Below are 16,331 nucleotides of genomic sequence, written 5' to 3'. Positions count from 1 at the left end.
ATGAGTAGTTTTACAGGCAAAGCCGAAACGGATGATAACCACCTACTGAAGTAGGTGGTTTAGGGCTGAAAACAAAAAATTGTATCGGCGTATACTTCTATCGTCCTACCTAGCTGATTTTTTCAGAAGAAAGTTAATGGCATGCTTACTGCTTATTTCCGTGATAACTAGTATTTACTTTAGGTATTTGTGTGTCCTATAAAGTCCTCCCTCTTTCGGAAGTGATGTCTCATGAATTTGGATTGATAGAGGGCAACTTCCATAATATTTCGAAAGCAGATATCGCCTCTGCTATTCCTTCACATCTTACTTTTGAACAGCTAAAACAGCATCTCTACGAAGGCAATCTCGCACTCGTGAGTGATACGCCTCAAACTCCCGCTCTGCTTAGTTACAACGACCCAATAGGTCCTAAAACTTGGCGGCTGAATTCTGAGGTTATCTCTGAGCTTTCGGATGATGCGGCTAATAATTTGTTAGCAATAACGAAAACCACCAGAGCAACGGGAGGTTACCGCTCTTGTATCGGGGAAACCTCGACGCCCGAACGAGTTTACACGCCGCCGCCAATCACAACCGCAAGTGAAGAGGAACTAATCAAGGAGTTTGAGTACAGCTTCGAAGTCGGATGCTCGGATACCACCATAAAGAAAATGGTGCACAGTGACTTTGCTTTAGCGAAAACTGAAAAAGAGAACGCGGTGACCCGTTGGGAGCAAGCCAATACCGAGCAAGGCACCCGCTACACAGCGTTATGTGTGTTTGATGAGCCAAAGCGTTTAAATATCCACATCGCTGATGACAATCTCGGACTGACACCATTGGAAGCCGTCACATTACAAAAAGCCGGCAGCCATAAAGCTGAGGAAGGTTTTATACCTGTTGTCCCTGCAGTGCGATTGGGTGAACGTTTAGGTTTGCCTACAGAAGGCTATTACTACCACTTTAATGATGGCGAACTTGTCCAAGAATACAAAATTCTTGGGGAAGAAAAGTGGGCGTTTTACGCTACGCAATCGACACAAGACAAGCTCAATGACGAGCGTGGTTTTACTAAAGACCAAAGCGCTATTTTGGTGTATTGGAAATTAGCCGATCAAATCATCGAAAATCAATACATCATTTATCTTGAGCGACAAATCACGCGTGAAGAGCTCGATAATCTCAGTGAAGATTGGCTGTGTGAAAACGGGATAAAGTTGGATATCCCCGCATTGTTTGATACGGTCAAACAGCCGGAAGAAGCGCGCTCAGAAGTTAACAACGATGAGACGCAAGCGGAACAAACCGCAGCGACGCACACCGTAACAGCAGGGGAAGACTGGCAAAGCATCGCTGAACTATATGGTATGGGAGCTAAAGCCTTGCTCTTGCTTAACCCAGTGTTTGAGGCCGACCCTCTGTCACTCGCGGTCGGTGATGAAATTACTGTTGCTGAGAAACAGCAACAACAAGCACCGGACAAAAAGAATACCTTTCCGCCGCTGCGCCCACAAACTTACAACCACATCCGCAACAGTCATTATCAGCACAGTGATCCATTGCTCGGGTTGACCAAATATAGAGCCATTAACACTGCCGATTGCATAGAAGGCGATGTGGTAATCCTCAATTTAAAAGACGCCACAAGCTTGCTCGTGTTCGCTAAATCCTGCACCAGACCAGAGGGATGTATTGAAATTGGCGACCAACAAGAGTCAATAAGTAACTTTGGTCCTTGGTCATTCTTCTTTGCACAAGCCAATGCAAACCCAGCTGCTGTCATACCCGCCATTCAAGCGACACAAGCACAAATGGCTATGGGCAGTTCCGCAGCTGTCGCCGGTTCCCCAGAGCAAATGCAGCAAACTCAAACCGCAGCGATGCAGTTAGATAAACTGGCCGGCACATTGAAAGACAAAATCGTCGAGGGCTACCGCTGGCAGGTCGAGGGCATTGGCGCTTTGTTTGCCATGCAGCAAAGCTTGTTTGGTGATAACACCCAATACACAGACCAAGATTTACGCCAAGTGACCACAGCGCAAAGCCGTGTTCGTGTCCACATTACCGAGCCCCAAGATGGCGAGTTTTATCCGCACGTACAGGGCTATCATGTAGATGACACACGAATCCCCATCAAATATGTGAAACAGGGGAACAATGGTCAGTTGTTCGTTGCGATTGAAGAGAACGGACCAACCATCTATTGGACACCAGAAGAAAACGGTGAAGCAAGTTGGCAAACTACCCCCGATCATAGTGATGGGTTTGAAAAAGACGATATACTGGTCACGCCAATCCACTCGGGTAGCGATGCGAACGTCACCGTTACGCCTGCGCCAGAAGAAAAAGACTGGCGTGATGCGATTTTAGTGTTCCCTGAAAGCTCAGGTATTGCTCCGCTCTATGTGGTTTACAACAAACCGAATAGCGATATTAAGTACATTCCAGCCCCTAAGGGGAGCCCACCATTACCCGTTTTCCCTGATGCAATTAAAGCAAAGAAAAAAACGTCAGTACAAGGTGGAGGGAAACTAAGAGAACGGTGGAAAGATAAAAAAGGACGAATCTACGAGTGGGATTCTCAGCATGGAAAAGTCGAAATTTATACGAAAAATGGTAAACATATCGGCGAGTTTGATCACATATCGGGAGAGCAAACAAAAGAAGCAGACCCGGCTAGAAAGGTAGAGAAATAATGAAAATTGTTATTGAAAAGTTCGACAAACAGACTGAGTTACTCGTTTCAGAGTTAGCCATTGAACAAGAACACCTCGATGGAATTGCTCAAGTATTAGGGTTAAAAGAAGATGATATTCAGTTCCTAACAAGTGGGGTTGGCGGATTTGATATTAGTGACGCGCAAGCTTTAGACATAGAGAAGTTGATTGATAAATACTTCTATGAACCAGAGTATGATTATCAGTTAGGTACTGCCGACTAAATATGAGAAAACCTCGGCTCCGATGAATCTATCACAAATAGTACAAAACAATAGGCATTTACATTTAGATCCTGACTTAACTATTTACATTGACAGTACATGGAATCCTGAATCCCATATTTTACTTTGCACAGAGCCAGAGGATGGAGGCTTACCGAAGGGGTATGACTACTTCTTAAAAGTATTTATACTGCAAGAATTACTTGAAGGTGTCCCTGAAATCACCGTCGAGCGAATCATCAAATATGCTCAAGTTAATGCTTAATATCAGCTCAAAACTCTCTTGTGACACTTTCAAAGCGGACATTTACTACTGTTGCTGAGATACATAAGGTTCAATAATATGAAGCTTGTGATTAAAGATGCCTTACAAGACTACACCGAGGCGGAATTGTATCGCTTCTTAGAAGAATTTTTCGAAGATACCGACACTAACGATTTAGATGATGAAGCTTATGACTTGCATATATCAAATCTATCCGCTCATTTTTCAGAGTTAGTATCTCACCCTGATGGTAATGCTGTGATCTTCCACCCTTCCCCAGGTAGAGATGACTCTCCTGACGGTGTTATTTTAGAAATAAAAGAGTAGTATACTAATCAAGGAAAACCTTGCTTAAAAGAGTAAAAAGCAAAAGGAGTCACGATGACGCCTTTTCTTATTCACACGATTCAATCTGTTCTAAAAACAGTTCAAAGTCCTCTTGTGTCAGAACCTTATGGCTGTTCTCGGTGAACATAACATTTTGTCCATTGCGATTGAAGATAACGGACCAACCATCAATTGGACGCCAGAAGAAAACGGTGAAGCAAGTTGGCAAACTACTCCCGATTCAAGTCAATTTATACCTGAGAACCTTAAAAAGATGATGGATGGCAAAGCTCCTCAAGCAAGGTTTAAGGGTGCCGTTGGGGGAAGACGTTCTTTCGAAATGCACCATTTTGAATAAATACAACATGGCGGTTCTGTATACGATGTAGACAACTTAAGAACCCCCCCCCCGTAATACAACACGAGGATTAACAACGAACAGAATTAGAAGAATGGATTACTTTTAGTAAGGCAAAACCCAATTAACAGGATATGAATGAGTATTTACTCTGTCTTATAATGGGGAAAAAATAAGCTATTTTGTTACAGCCCATCAATTAAGTAATTTGGAAAATGACCGATATCCCATGGCTTTTCATTCTTTGCTTCGAAGTCATTCATGACGCTCTCGAGCAAAGTATCACATAGTTTAGCCAAAAATTGAGTAGGGTAAATAAGTTCTAGTTGACCGCCATTCTCAAGTTTATTCCAGAAAATGTAATGTACGTTTTCTTGTTCCTTCGGAAATAGAGGCAAGCCTTTAGCAGCATACTGTTGGTGTAATAGTCCATTTCTCATACCGTATAGTAAATTTGCGTAAGTGAAATGACTTAGTGTTTTTTTATGATGTTTTTTTCTCCATTGTCCGGCCATAATACCGCTATTTCAATTTTGGTCGGAGCTAAATCTAGAAAAATCATACCATCCTGGTTGCTTCTCCAATCATCGATTAAAAATGCCAAGTGTTGTGTTAGTTTGGGCAAGCCTGGTGAGATGTCCAAAAAACGATGTAGATGCATTGGGCATATTTTTTCAGCTTCGAGCCAATTGCCATGTTCTATGATTACACGAGTAAAGCGTTCTCGAGTGTCAACATTACTACCATATCGTGTAGCCCCTAATGCATCTATAAAGGATGAGTACAATACAGCCTGCATTACGGGGAGGTTGTCCGGATGTGCTTGAATCTCATGTATATCAGTTAATCGTACTTGCAGAAAGTAGCGAACTTCTGTAATACGGTCTTGAATTGCCGCTACCATAGCTACCTCTTTAATCGGCATTAGAGTGATATATAGTTGCATATTAAGTGTATTAGATTAATTGAGTCAAAAGAGAACTTTCGCAAATGTTGCAACCATGAGTTCTAACACACTTAGGGGCAGAAATGTTTCAGCCAGAACGGGCTGAAACCTTAAAGCTTTAAACACTTGGGAATATGCCAAATCTGAAAGTTGAATAATGTGGACGAAGAGCATTCCTTTAGTCCACAGTCCTGTTGCGGCAGAGAACTTATGTTACTTATTAAAATTCATAGTCAAATATTCAGCTAAACTTCTTCACTTAACCATTTCGCATACTGCTTGGTGTAGTAGCTGACAATTAAATCTGCTCCCGCTCGTTTTAGCCCAATAAAAGTTTCGTTCACCACTAACTTTTCATCTAGAGCACCAGCCAGAGCCGCAAATTTAATACTCGCATACTCTCCACCTACTTGATAAGCTGCTAACGGTAAATGAGTCTCTTGTCTTAAGCGGGAAAGCACATCTAAATAAGGTGTACCTGGTTTGACCATAAGGATATCAGCACCTTCAGCTTCATCAAGTGAAGCTTCGAGTAAAGCTTGTCGACCGTTGGCATAGTCAAGTTGATAGTCTTTCCTATCACCATTGAGTTCACAATCTACTGCCGTTCTAAATGGCCCGTAAAAGGAAGAAGCAAACTTAGCTGAATGTGCCAAAATTGCCACGTCATGATAACCGGCAGCATCAAGACCCAGACGAATCGCTTTTACTTGACCATCCATCATTGCTGAAGGGGCTAACATGTCAGCACCCGCTCGAGCTGCTGCTAAAGCTTGCTTGACCAAGTTTTCAACCGTAAGATCGTTACACACTTTACTACTCTTTATTGCTCCACAATGTCCATGATCAGTATATTCACAGAAACAAATATCTGGAATGACCATCATATCTGGCACAGCAGACTTTATTATTTTAATCATACGTGCAAGTAAACCATGATCATTCCATGTGTCGCTTCCTTGCGCATCTTTAGTATGAGATATACCAAAAGGCATCACATAGCGTATACCTAAAGCATAAAGTTCTCGGACCTCATCCGCTAAATGAGACTCTGGGATTCTGCTTATGTTAGGTAGAGTAGAAATTGGCACAGCTCGCTCTATATGTTCCTCGACAAATATAGGATGAATTAAATCACCTAGCTGCACATAATTTTCTCTTAATAAATCTCGCATAGCTTCGGAACTGCGGAGGCGTCTAAGGCGTCGTATTGGGGCCGTATTCAAAATATCATATCCTAATTTAAGTTACTCGATGAAAAGATTCGTTAGTCAGATCTTATGATTTCTCTTTAGCAACAAATCACTTTTTGATCTAAAAATGCAGTTTTTTCACTCTGCTCTTCAATACAAAATCAGTCAATAGTTATTTAAGAAATGAGGTGGCAGCCCGTAACGCAATACTTTTCTATATTTAGGATTCGTATAACTTAAGGTATGGAAAACATATGCCCTCAAAGTTTAAAAGAGTATTTGCACCAAATGATTTTGGGGCAAAAGTGTGTTTCAGTTCTTAAATGGGGAAGTGTTTTCCTCATATTCCTCAACCAATACAGCTAGCCTTTCAAGTTTACAAATTAGTCTTATATTTGCTTTATCGAAAGGCATTGAGGTTACTTACCTTGGCGAGATTTTTTAAAGTACTCAATACCGTGTTGTAAGCGAAATTCAACACTTTTACTGTTTCCCTAACGCCAGAACTATTCGTTGACATATCGACAATTTTTTCTTTTTCATCTGGCTTGCAGGCTTCGTAAACTTAATCGAGCTGAAAGCTCTTTAGACACTCGATACATCTGGAGCGAGGAAAGCCAGAATGCCCTTTTCCATGTTCACGAACGGGCTCTAGTTTTATTATAGAAACGACATTGAACTTGGATAGTAACCATGAGTTAAAAAACATCAGAAATCAGGTGGCTATATTAACATCTATCAACCGATTTGAGTTATGACCAATAAAAGGATAATTAGGTTTTTATTGCGTAAATCATCGGTAAGATGAAGTCATATAACAGGCAATATGTCAGGTGTGTAGAATTATTCTATTTTAGGGATTTTGCTCTAAGTCTAAATGAATCTTTGCATTTCAATTTCAATAAAGCTTGGTTATTGATCATGTTTCTGAGTATGCGAATTATTATCGGTTATGCATATGATTGCTCATTGTCTAGTTTGACTTGTGTAACGTCACTTCAGCACGTACTACGCTGATTGTCTGTGTTTTCGTGTTGACAGTTTGGTACTAGGTAAAAATCAACAAGACTATGATTTCAAGGAATATTTTATGTTAAAGAAACTACTAAGTTGTTGTATCACCTCCGCGCTCTGTTTTCATTCTTCTCTCGCTTTTTCGCAATCCAATGAGATTGTGTACAGTACAGAGTTACAACAAGCTCCGGACATATTACCAGCCACATTAATGCTCGCACCGGACGAGATCGCCATTGCAGATCGCTACATAGTGGTATTTCAACAACCACAAATGATGGCGAGCAACTCACCGGAACTCGAGCAATTCACGCAACAATCCGTAGACCGCATGTCTGGTTTGTATTCGATACAAGTGGAGTCGGTTTTTGACCACTCGATAAGTGGATTTGTCGCTAACTTGAGTCCTGAGCAACTAAAAGATCTGCGTTCTGATCCTCGTGTGGACTACATTGAGCAAGACAGAATCCTATCGCTTGACCCAATAGTCTCGGAAGACGCAAATCAAACCAATGCCATTTGGGGACTAGACCGAATCGACCAACGAAACTTGCCACTCGATAACAACTACAGTGCCAACTTTGATGGGACTGGGGTAACGGCTTATGTTATCGATACTGGTGTGAATAACGCGCATGTTGAGCTCGGTGGTCGCTCAGTTTCAGGGTATGACTTTGTCGATAACGATGCAGATGCAAGTGACTGTAATGGACACGGCACACACGTAGCTGGCACCATTGGCGGCAGCTTGTATGGTGTTGCAAAAAACGTCAACCTTGTCGGCGTGAGAGTATTGAGCTGTACCGGATCGGGTTCTACTTCTGGTGTTATTGCCGGTGTGGACTGGGTGGCTGCGAACGCTTCCGGACCTTCAGTCGCCAACATGAGTTTAGGCGGCGGTCAATCCGTCGCTCTGGATAGTGCGGTGCAAAGTGCGGTTCAGTCAGGTGTCAGCTTTATGCTTGCAGCAGGTAACTCCAACTCCGATGCGTGTAACTATTCTCCAGCACGCGTTGCTTCCGGAGTAACTGTCGGATCGACCACTAGCACGGATGCACGTTCGAGTTTTTCAAACTGGGGCAGTTGTGTGGACGTGTTTGCGCCAGGTTCACAAATCAAATCCGCATGGTATGACGGTGGCTACAAAACCATTAGTGGCACTTCGATGGCGACGCCACATGTGGCGGGTGTAGCAGCATTATATCTTCAAGAAAACCGTTCACTGTCTCCAAGCCAAGTAGAGGCCTTGATCGTTAGCCGCGCAACTAGCGGAAAAGTGACGGACACAAGAGGCAGCGTGAACAAGCTACTTTATAGCTTAACGGATGCAGATTGTGGCCAAGACTGTGGTGGCCCAGATCCAACACCGGACCCAGAAGGCAAATTAACCTCGGGCGTGCCAGTAAGTGGTTTAAGTGGTTCAACTGGTCAAGTAGCGTATTACTATGTTGATGTAGAAGCTGGGCAGCGCTTAACCGTACAAATGTATGGTGGCAGTGGCGATGCGGATTTGTATCTCCGTTTTGGAGCAAAACCAGCACTGAATGCATGGGACTGCCGACCTTTCAAATACGGTAACAATGAAACATGTACGGTCAGTGCGACGCAAAGTGGAAGTTATCACGTCATGATTCAAGGTTACTCAAACTATAGCGGTGTCAGCATTCAAGCGAGCTACTAGTTATTCTTCTCTTTACTAAAAGAGAACAAAGCCCGCTTTTCGGTGGGCTTTTCTTTTGGGAATACGGTGCTTTAGGGAATGCAGTGTTTAAGAGGAGACGCTATTCAAACGTATTGGCCTTTTGCTTCAAAAACTCAACTCGAAGCGGCATCGAAGCTTTCTATTAGTTAGTAGTACTCGCATAAGTCGGGTTCCTCAAACAAAAAAGCCCTTTACATAAGTAAAAGGCATTTTTAATTTAGTTTTTGATTAACGAGCTATAATACCAACCCACCGTCAATCTTGAGCACTTGGCCTGTGATGTAGGCGCTCTTGTCTGAGGTTAGGAAAGAGACGCCATTGGCAATATCTTGCACTGAGCCCATGCGCCCTAAAGGGGTTTTGCCTTCCATCATTTGAATGACTTTCTCTGGCAGGTTCTTGGTCATGTCGGTGGCGATAAAGCCTGGAGCGACACAGTTGACGCGTATCTGTGCACCCTTTCTTGAAAGTTCTTTCGCCCAGCCTTTGCTCATTGAGATGACGCCGCCTTTACTTGCGCCATAGTTGCTCTGGCCGATGTTACCATCCGTTCCCACTATAGAAGAAATGCTAACAATACTGCCTGTGCCCTGCTCTAGCATGACAGGAGCAACACGTTGGGTGAGTAAGAACACCGCTTTTAGGTTCACGTCGATCACGCTGTCCCAGTCTTGCTCTAACATATCTGGCAACAATGCATCTCGAGTGATGCCCGCGTTGTTAACCAGAGCATCGATTCTTCCGTGCTGCTCTACAACACTTTCTACTACTTCACTGACGGCTTCGGCATCACACAAGTTGACTTGATAACTGCTTAGCTGCGCCGACTGGCTCCATTCCACGGGCGATATATCTAGCCCGACAACATGGAATCCATCCTCCAGTAATTGTTCACAAATCGCTTGGCCAATACCACGAGCCGCACCAGTGATTACTGCTACTTTTTCCGGTTTCATCTTGGTCTTCCTTAAATGTTGAGATTACAAATTCGCTTGTATCCCTAGCGTTTTTGTTTTTATGCCTAATCGCGTTACAGCTGCGCTTCTCATACGCAGGGTCTTTTATATCTTATAAAAACTATAGAAACAGTCTGGGAGTCGGATGTGAACTAATCAAGGCAACTTGATGACTATGGCAAGATCAACGTAAGAAAGTGTGTTGGAAGGCGCAAAGTTACACGATTGGAGGACTTGGATAGAAAAGTATTGGTCTGATTAATCAAATACTACTTCATCAGACCAATATTACTTGTCTCTTAATCTCTTACAAAAGCTGGTTTTGTTATTTTCACCAGAAAAGGCTGAAGCAAGAGATTAAACAACATGCCAGCAATAAACAGGGTGATCACAATACTCGCACCACTCGGTAAGTCATAGCGAGCCGATGCGGCAATACCCGATAAGATCCCAACAATACCAATGCTGATACCGGCGACAAAGAATCGAGTTCCCTTCAATGCTGCCGCACATAAAGCTGGAATCACCAACAAAGCAAATTCTAAATAAATGCCGGTTAACTTGACCGTAATGGGCATCAGAATAGCAAAGATCAGATAAAAACCACTACCGCGCATAAACGCAGGTTTTAACCAAACTAATAGCAACATCGCAGCGGTAATGAGTGCCAAAGGCCAAACGTCTGCCCAAGTCGCCCATAACAGTTGCCCACTAAGAATGCCTTGAATAAAATCTCCGCCGTGTGGGTCTTTGCTCACCAGCAGGATCGCCAGCGATGCAGACACGACAAACAAGCTGCCGATCATGGGCTCTAAATGCTGCTGGTATCGTTTCTCCATTAAGGCGATCAAACCGCAAAGCATCAAAGACATCACCCAAGGGCCAATCATTTCGCCAAAGAATGAGCCTGAGAACAGCGCGTATTGGCTCAACCAGTAGTGGCTTAGTGCTGCCCCCAATGCCGCGACTTGCGCCACCGCCAAATCTATAAAGATGATCTGACGATTAAGAACTTGTTGCCCCAGAACGATGTTGCCAACTAACGCAATTAAACCACACAAAACCGCAGGTAAAAGCCATGCATAATCCGCCATGGCTTAGATCTTCACAGGAACGGGCGGCACTAACACATCCAGTAAATCATCAATGACCTGATCGTACATCTCATCCAAGCTTTCACCCTCAGAAACGGTCAATGGCAGTTGAATCACAGGTTTGTCAGTATGATCTTGCAACCAGTTCGCTGGACGCTGATCCTGATGGGAGGAGTAAACAATCGCATCAAAACTGTCAGCATCTAACTTGGTAAGCGATTGCAGGTGAGATGTGGTCGGTGAAATGCCCGGTTTAGGTTCGAGATCGGCAATCTGCTTCATTCCGAGCCAATCGTACAAATAACGATACGTCGCGTGATAACCGACAACTTGCTTACCCTTTAAAGCAGCCCCTTTCTCATTCCATTCTTTAAGCTTTTTACGCCAATGAGCACGAAACTTCATACCATTCACTTGGTAACTTTGTGCGTTGTCGGGATCAATCGCTTTTAGGCGCTCCGTGACTTTACGAGATAATGGAATCATGTCATTTGCCGCAAATTGAACATGTGGGTTACCGTGAGCGTGTATATCTCCCATGCTACGGTCAACGTGAGCATGAGTATCTAACATGCGCACGAAGTCCGTCGCGTAGATCATGCTCGGCGCACCATTTTGCACCGCCGCATTGCTGCTACGAACTTGCAGCATAGGTAACCACCCCACTTCTAGTTCTGCACCCGAGCACATTGCCATGTCCGCTTGGCGCATCTTCGCAATCAAAGAAGGACGAGCTTGTACGTAATGTGGGTCTTGCTTAGCCGTTGTCGCTGAATAAATACTGGCATCTGGCGCGTGGCTTTCAAGAAAGGCTTTCCATTCTGGCTCACAAACGAAAATGTTGAGAGCCAAAGCAGGCGAAGAGATGATGGCAGCTCCTGCTGCCATCATCACCAAACTGCATTTATTCAATGTTAGCTTAGAACGCATGAGCACCGTGCGCTCCAAATGTCATCACGTATTGCAGAGTGAACACGTTGTCTGTCTCGCTGTCTTGGTTATCAATGCGAGTGTATTGCGCACGGATAGTACCGAAATGAGAAGAATCCCATGCGATCATCGCATCCATTTCTTTATCATTCAGCTCAGTGAAATGCATGTGGTCGCCGTGTGCATGACCATCGTAGCTTTCTGCTTCGCCGTAACGTAGACCTGCTGACCAGCTTGGGTTGAAGCGATAAACACCCGAAACATAGTAAGCGCTTAAGTTGTCTGGTGACTCTGCATCGTTTTTATATTTGCTGTCTACCACACCGTCTAGCAGCATGTATTCAGCCGATAGCGTGAAGTTGCTGTATTTGTAATTACCGTCTGGTGCCCATTTCCAAACAAAATCAGCCCCGTAAAGGTTCGCACCTGTCACTGCTGCGCCATGATGGTGATCGTGATCATGCTCTTCTTCATGACCGTGGTCGTGATCTTCGAACTCTTTAACCTTGCCGTTTTCGTTGCGCAGGTAACTTAAACCAAACTGCCAACTTGAAGATTCGGAGAAGTCATTCCCAAGCTTCAGCGTCGTGGTGTACACGCCAACTTCAGAACCATCTTCGACAGAAGACATTTTGCTACCACTAAGCGCTTCTACACCAAATTTTACGTAAAGGTCGGTTGGCAACACGATGTTTGCACGTACACCATCATCGTAGTAGTGCGAGCCAAGGAAAGTACGATAAGCAATTGGACGCTCGACAAAGCTATCGGTGTGCATGTGTTGGTTATTCAGATAACCAAAGTCAGATAGGAATCGGCCAGCGCGCACATTTACACCATATGGCAATGCCAAAGTTTCGATGAATGCCTCTTCAAGCTCTAATTCTGTCTCATCACCGTGACTTTCAAGAACCGCGGTCAATGCGCCGTAAAACTTGTCGTCGATATTCGATGAGAAGTTTAATTCCGTATGGCCTAGACCAAAGCCTTCTTCGCGCTCAGAATTATGACGTTGGCCATCTTGGTAGTAGCCATCAACAACAACACCAATCTGTGGGTTCGATAGTGTGTCGGCAAAAACAGGGGATGCAAAAATGCTACCGATCACGAGAGACACCAATTTCTTATTCACTACTTTTTCCTTTTTGTTATATTATAACATTTAATTTTGCGATGTTATAATATAACAATTCTCATTACACAAGCAGAAATTTAAATTAGGCTCCGATTTCATGTTCGTACTCAATCCATGAATTAGGCTATCAACAAATGAATCAATTGATGTTTTTTAAACGTATACTAATGAGAATTAGTAATTAAATAAGTAACGGAATTTCAATATGTTGAATATGGATTTTTCAAAAAGAATCGTGATAGATACTGCTCAACAGGAATGGATCGCCAGCCCTTCCAAAGGTGTGTGGCGCAAACCTTTGGAAAGAGAAGCCAAAGAATCAGGGCACACCACCAGCGTAGTGAAGTATGAGCCAAACTCGCACTTTTCGACTCATCCTCACCCTCAAGGAGAAGAAATATTAGTGCTCGAAGGAGTGTTCTCTGACGAAGATGGTGACTACCCTGCTGGAACCTACTTGCGTAACCCTCCTGGAAGTAAACATGCGCCCTATAGCAAAGAAGGCTGTGTGATTTTAGTTAAACTAAATCAATTCAATTCTGATGATCTTGAAACAGTTCGCATCAACACGAACGAAGCGAATTGGTTACCTGGCATCGGTGGGCTGAAAGTCATGCCATTGCATGATTTTGAGCACGAACATGTCGCGTTGGTTAAATGGCCAAAAGGTGAGAAATTTCAACCACACCGTCACTTTGGTGGTGAAGAAATTTTCGTATTGTCAGGCGAGTTTAGAGACGAGCTAGGTACCTATCCCGCTCTCTCTTGGATCCGAAGCCCACATATGAGCGAGCATTTTCCTTTTGTAGAGCAAGAAACGATCATTTGGGTAAAAACTGGTCACCTGCCGCTCCAAGCTCCTGCTCAGCACTCCTAATGTTTGCACACTTGGCATCGTCCATTGGAACTAAAATCGGCCCGCTATTTACGAGCCGATGATCATTTCGTCACTAAGAACCCATTATTCGCGAGTGGAGCCAGTCTTTGAGCTCAGCCCGGTTATGTTTTAACACGTTCATTTCGTGATCATCAATCGGGCTTCCTTGAAGTTCTAGTACGCGGATTTCCTTATCTAAAGCATTGTAGTTTTTAACGGTTTCAGCAAATGATGCATCGTTTTCGGTAAGCTGGGTAATGGTATCCAAATGTTCTGGGAATTCATGAGTTAATGAGTGATTTTCACCTAACATAGAGACCTCTTGGCTAGAGTTGTTGATGTATTTATCCGCTCATTTTTTGAGCGACACATTTCTAACCATAGCACTTCAAATAGCACAATATCGTCGATTTGAGCACACTTTTACTGAACTTCTTAGTCATGGTTTATCACTCTTTTAACCGCGCGACTCCGCTCGTTATTATTCTGTGTTTTATCAATAATCGACTACATTTAATACACTTCTCATAAAAAGGTACATCTAAATGAACAGCATGAAAATTGGCTTGATCAGTGCGTCAATAACAGTTGCGTTGATTGGCTGTAATTCAGACAGTGACTCTGTCAGCACAATGACTCCGGTTACCTTGTCTGTATCAGATGCCCCTATTGATGACGTATCAGAAGTGGTTATCGCATACAACAAAGTGGCATTTCTCCCTTTGGATGGTGGTACACCACAAGTTTTCGATGTGTATAAAACCGACGAAGACGGAAATTTCGTTGACGAAAATGGTAATCCTCTGCTCGATAATGAAGATCCAATACCATTAAGCGTTAACTTACTCGACTTCCAGGGCAGTAACGCTCAAGAGTTAGTGGACGACGAGCTGATACCCACTGGCAATTACAAACTCTGCGTGTTTGCGAATGATGGCGATCATCCGGATTATCCATCCTATGTTGTTGATGAAGCGACCGGCAATCAAATACCACTGACCGTAAAAGGTAATGGGGCTTGTCCGCAGGGGGTCGGAAAAGATCCGAATTCTGGGGTACTGTTCTTTAATGATACCTTCGCAGTCAACCCTGACAACAACGAATTTGTGGTGGAGTTTGACCTGCGTCGTGGCTTAAAAGACGGAACTGGGCAAAACGAGGGCTACAGTATTCAGCGCACCTCAGTCACTTTAATTAACACGGTTACAAGGGGTGAAATTCAGGGAGATATCGCAACATTAACCTACCAAAACTGCGAAACGGATACCCCAAGCGCAAATGGGTATGCACACGCGGTCTACCTATATGAAGGAAATATCGCCGAAGAGAACATGGGGCCATTTGCAGGCGCAGAAGGCCAAATAATGCCAATCGCAGCGGCGAACGTAGTGGAAGACATTGATGAAGCAAATTACGAATATGAATTTGGCTTTGTAGAGCCCGGTACGTACTCCGTCGGCTATACCTGTACCGCAAATGACGATTCTGTAGATGGTATTGTTGCAGGTGAAACCTTTAGCATTTATCAATCTACCAGCGGAATTAGCGTCTTTGTTGGTACCGATACAAACGCAGACTTTTAATCTCTCTAACACTGCAGACCCTGCATGGGTCTGCTTTTTTTGCTATTCCAACTGAGCACGGATCATGGTCTTTGTGACTTTTAAACCTCTTCCCAATAAGGTGGCGTGCCATAGTATTCAGCAAAGTAATCAATAAAAGCACGCACCTTAGGCGCAATTAAACGAGAGCTTGGGTACACAGCCCAAATCCCAGCATCCATCGCTAAAGGGTGATCTTCGAGTACTTCCACTAGCTGACCACTTTGTAATTCTTGATAAACACTCCAAACCGAGTTGATAGAAATACCTAACCCGTTTACCGTCGCGTCTCTCATCGCATCACCATTATCGGTTTTAAAACGACCAGAAGTTCTTACATTGAACATTCCATCTTTTGTATTGAATGACCAATTATTCATTCCAACTAAGTTAATACATTCATGATTCGTCAAGTCTTGGGGCTTGTTAGGTCTCCCAAATTGTTCAATATAATCTGGTGATGCAACGATAATACGACGATCTGGCGCAAGCTTTCTTGCGACCAATGAAGAATCTTTCAACTCAGCGACACGAATGGCGACATCAAAACCTCCCTCAACCAGATCAATAATGTAATCAGAAAATCGGCAGTCCACGGTTAACCCTGGGTAACGCGCCATAAAACCTTTTAATGCGGGCACAATATGTAAGCGACCAAAAGTTGCAGAGGCGGTTATACGTAATACTCCCGTTGGCGCACTCTGCCCTGATCCAACAGCTCCCCTTGCTGCCTCCACTGTTGCAAGGACCTCCTCCGCGTGAGGTAAAAAAGCCTGCCCTTCTTCAGTTAAGGAAACTTTGCGTGTGGTGCGATGAACTAAACGAACTCCTAAGCTGTCCTCAAGTTTGTTGATGTGCGCACTAGCGACAGCAGGAGAAAGTCCAAGCTCCTGACCAGCCATGCTGATGTTGTGTGTCGAAGCCAAACGGACAAATAGCTTTACATGATCGATGTTCATTTAATTTTCAATTATTTGTAAAAAATCATCATATAGAGCTTAGCATTTTAT

Annotated in this window: 16 protein-coding genes and 1 pseudogene; 7 read left to right on the top strand and 10 right to left on the bottom strand. The window is 43.7% G+C overall.

Features of this window, described 5'->3' with window-relative positions; all coding sequences use genetic code 11:
* The first annotated feature begins 224 nt into the window (after positions 1-224).
* From R7P74_RS16195 to R7P74_RS16180, 4 genes are all read left to right on the top strand, one after another.
* Positions 225-2,678 (top strand): S-type pyocin domain-containing protein, encoded by a 2,454-nt coding sequence (locus tag R7P74_RS16195; protein WP_318122972.1) that lies wholly within the window; start codon positions 225-227, stop codon positions 2,676-2,678.
* Positions 2,678-2,923, top strand: a complete 246-nt coding sequence (locus R7P74_RS16190; RefSeq protein ID WP_225473908.1) for a DUF7683 domain-containing protein — start codon at positions 2,678-2,680, stop codon at positions 2,921-2,923. The genes R7P74_RS16195 and R7P74_RS16190 overlap by 1 nt, the downstream gene beginning before the upstream one ends.
* A 343-nt stretch (positions 2,924-3,266) precedes the next feature.
* On the top strand, positions 3,267-3,515 hold the full coding sequence (locus R7P74_RS16185) for a bacteriocin immunity protein (protein ID WP_225473906.1): 249 nt from the start codon (positions 3,267-3,269) through the stop codon (positions 3,513-3,515).
* A 127-nt stretch (positions 3,516-3,642) separates the two neighbouring features.
* Positions 3,643-3,873: a hypothetical protein gene (locus R7P74_RS16180; protein ID WP_262634373.1), complete on the top strand. Its 231-nt coding sequence runs from the start codon at positions 3,643-3,645 to the stop codon at positions 3,871-3,873.
* Positions 3,874-4,058: 185 nt separating this feature from the next.
* Here the strand turns inward: R7P74_RS16180 and R7P74_RS16175 are convergent, their stop codons facing one another.
* The 4 genes and pseudogenes from R7P74_RS16175 to R7P74_RS16160 form a co-directional block, all read right to left on the bottom strand.
* Positions 4,059-4,388, bottom strand: coding sequence for a hypothetical protein (locus R7P74_RS16175; protein ID WP_225473902.1), 330 nt, complete (start codon positions 4,386-4,388; stop codon positions 4,059-4,061).
* Positions 4,346-4,777, bottom strand: coding sequence for a hypothetical protein (locus R7P74_RS16170; RefSeq protein WP_225473901.1), 432 nt, complete (start codon positions 4,775-4,777; stop codon positions 4,346-4,348). Before R7P74_RS16170 ends, R7P74_RS16175 begins: the two co-directional genes overlap by 43 nt.
* 287 nt (positions 4,778-5,064) lie before the next feature.
* A complete protein-coding gene (gene hemB / locus R7P74_RS16165) occupies positions 5,065-6,045 on the bottom strand; it encodes a porphobilinogen synthase (protein ID WP_225473899.1) in 981 nt (326 codons plus the stop codon).
* A gap of 336 nt (positions 6,046-6,381) precedes the next feature.
* Positions 6,382-6,707 (bottom strand): annotated as a pseudogene (locus tag R7P74_RS16160) (transposase); the annotation flags it as partial.
* A gap of 395 nt (positions 6,708-7,102) precedes the next feature.
* Here R7P74_RS16160 and R7P74_RS16155 point away from each other — a divergent pair.
* The gene (locus R7P74_RS16155; RefSeq protein ID WP_318122971.1) at positions 7,103-8,707 is read left to right on the top strand and encodes a S8 family peptidase; all 1,605 of its coding nucleotides are present in this window, start codon (positions 7,103-7,105) and stop codon (positions 8,705-8,707) included.
* Between the two features lie 257 nt (positions 8,708-8,964).
* Here the strand turns inward: R7P74_RS16155 and fabG are convergent, their stop codons facing one another.
* The 4 genes from fabG to R7P74_RS16135 form a co-directional block, all read right to left on the bottom strand.
* The gene (gene fabG / locus R7P74_RS16150; protein ID WP_225473895.1) at positions 8,965-9,684 is read right to left on the bottom strand and encodes a 3-oxoacyl-ACP reductase FabG; all 720 of its coding nucleotides are present in this window, start codon (positions 9,682-9,684) and stop codon (positions 8,965-8,967) included.
* Between the two features lie 299 nt (positions 9,685-9,983).
* Entirely contained in the window at positions 9,984-10,778 is a 795-nt protein-coding gene (locus tag R7P74_RS16145) for a metal ABC transporter permease (protein WP_225473893.1), read from the bottom strand.
* Positions 10,779-10,781: 3 nt separating this feature from the next.
* On the bottom strand, positions 10,782-11,708 hold the full coding sequence (locus tag R7P74_RS16140) for a metal ABC transporter solute-binding protein, Zn/Mn family (RefSeq protein ID WP_213866908.1): 927 nt from the start codon (positions 11,706-11,708) through the stop codon (positions 10,782-10,784).
* Positions 11,698-12,840, bottom strand: coding sequence for a hypothetical protein (locus R7P74_RS16135; RefSeq protein ID WP_054577734.1), 1,143 nt, complete (start codon positions 12,838-12,840; stop codon positions 11,698-11,700). Before R7P74_RS16135 ends, R7P74_RS16140 begins: the two co-directional genes overlap by 11 nt.
* A 208-nt stretch (positions 12,841-13,048) precedes the next feature.
* On the opposite strand from R7P74_RS16135, the gene R7P74_RS16130 reads away from it, so the two are divergent.
* Positions 13,049-13,720: a cupin domain-containing protein gene (locus R7P74_RS16130; protein WP_213961044.1), complete on the top strand. Its 672-nt coding sequence runs from the start codon at positions 13,049-13,051 to the stop codon at positions 13,718-13,720.
* Positions 13,721-13,793: 73 nt separating this feature from the next.
* Here R7P74_RS16130 and R7P74_RS16125 read toward each other — a convergent pair whose 3' ends face one another.
* Positions 13,794-14,033: a YdcH family protein gene (locus R7P74_RS16125; RefSeq protein WP_005373737.1), complete on the bottom strand. Its 240-nt coding sequence runs from the start codon at positions 14,031-14,033 to the stop codon at positions 13,794-13,796.
* Between the two features lie 232 nt (positions 14,034-14,265).
* Between R7P74_RS16125 and R7P74_RS16120 the strand changes: the two genes are divergently transcribed.
* Entirely contained in the window at positions 14,266-15,303 is a 1,038-nt protein-coding gene (locus R7P74_RS16120; RefSeq protein ID WP_225473891.1) for a DUF4382 domain-containing protein, read from the top strand.
* 80 nt (positions 15,304-15,383) lie between these two features.
* Here R7P74_RS16120 and R7P74_RS16115 read toward each other — a convergent pair whose 3' ends face one another.
* Positions 15,384-16,280 carry a LysR family transcriptional regulator gene (locus R7P74_RS16115; protein ID WP_225473888.1) on the bottom strand — a complete coding sequence of 299 codons (897 nt, stop codon included), beginning with the start codon at positions 16,278-16,280 and terminating at the stop codon, positions 15,384-15,386.
* Between the last annotated feature and the right edge of the window lie 51 nt (positions 16,281-16,331).

It is taken from the genome of Vibrio sp. 2033 (assembly GCF_033339735.1).
Note: the sequence above shows the minus strand (reverse complement) of the source record. Positions and strands in the feature narration are given on the sequence as shown.

What these genes read in the sequence shown, in the direction of transcription:
- R7P74_RS16155 (WP_318122971.1), top strand. Translation starts at nt 7,103, where the DNA reads ATGTTAAAGAAACTACTAAGTTGTTGTATCACCTCCGCGCTCTGTTTT.
- R7P74_RS16185 (WP_225473906.1), top strand. Translation starts at nt 3,267, where the DNA reads ATGAAGCTTGTGATTAAAGATGCCTTACAAGACTACACCGAGGCGGAA.
- R7P74_RS16170 (WP_225473901.1), bottom strand. Translation starts at nt 4,777, where the DNA reads ATGGTAGCGGCAATTCAAGACCGTATTACAGAAGTTCGCTACTTTCTG.
- R7P74_RS16145 (WP_225473893.1), bottom strand. Translation starts at nt 10,778, where the DNA reads ATGGCGGATTATGCATGGCTTTTACCTGCGGTTTTGTGTGGTTTAATT.
- fabG (WP_225473895.1), bottom strand. Translation starts at nt 9,684, where the DNA reads ATGAAACCGGAAAAAGTAGCAGTAATCACTGGTGCGGCTCGTGGTATT.
- R7P74_RS16120 (WP_225473891.1), top strand. Translation starts at nt 14,266, where the DNA reads ATGAACAGCATGAAAATTGGCTTGATCAGTGCGTCAATAACAGTTGCG.
- R7P74_RS16180 (WP_262634373.1), top strand. Translation starts at nt 3,643, where the DNA reads ATGGCTGTTCTCGGTGAACATAACATTTTGTCCATTGCGATTGAAGAT.
- R7P74_RS16175 (WP_225473902.1), bottom strand. Translation starts at nt 4,388, where the DNA reads ATGGCCGGACAATGGAGAAAAAAACATCATAAAAAAACACTAAGTCAT.
- R7P74_RS16140 (WP_213866908.1), bottom strand. Translation starts at nt 11,708, where the DNA reads ATGCGTTCTAAGCTAACATTGAATAAATGCAGTTTGGTGATGATGGCA.
- R7P74_RS16190 (WP_225473908.1), top strand. Translation starts at nt 2,678, where the DNA reads ATGAAAATTGTTATTGAAAAGTTCGACAAACAGACTGAGTTACTCGTT.
- R7P74_RS16115 (WP_225473888.1), bottom strand. Translation starts at nt 16,280, where the DNA reads ATGAACATCGATCATGTAAAGCTATTTGTCCGTTTGGCTTCGACACAC.
- R7P74_RS16195 (WP_318122972.1), top strand. Translation starts at nt 225, where the DNA reads ATGTCTCATGAATTTGGATTGATAGAGGGCAACTTCCATAATATTTCG.
- R7P74_RS16130 (WP_213961044.1), top strand. Translation starts at nt 13,049, where the DNA reads ATGTTGAATATGGATTTTTCAAAAAGAATCGTGATAGATACTGCTCAA.
- R7P74_RS16125 (WP_005373737.1), bottom strand. Translation starts at nt 14,033, where the DNA reads ATGTTAGGTGAAAATCACTCATTAACTCATGAATTCCCAGAACATTTG.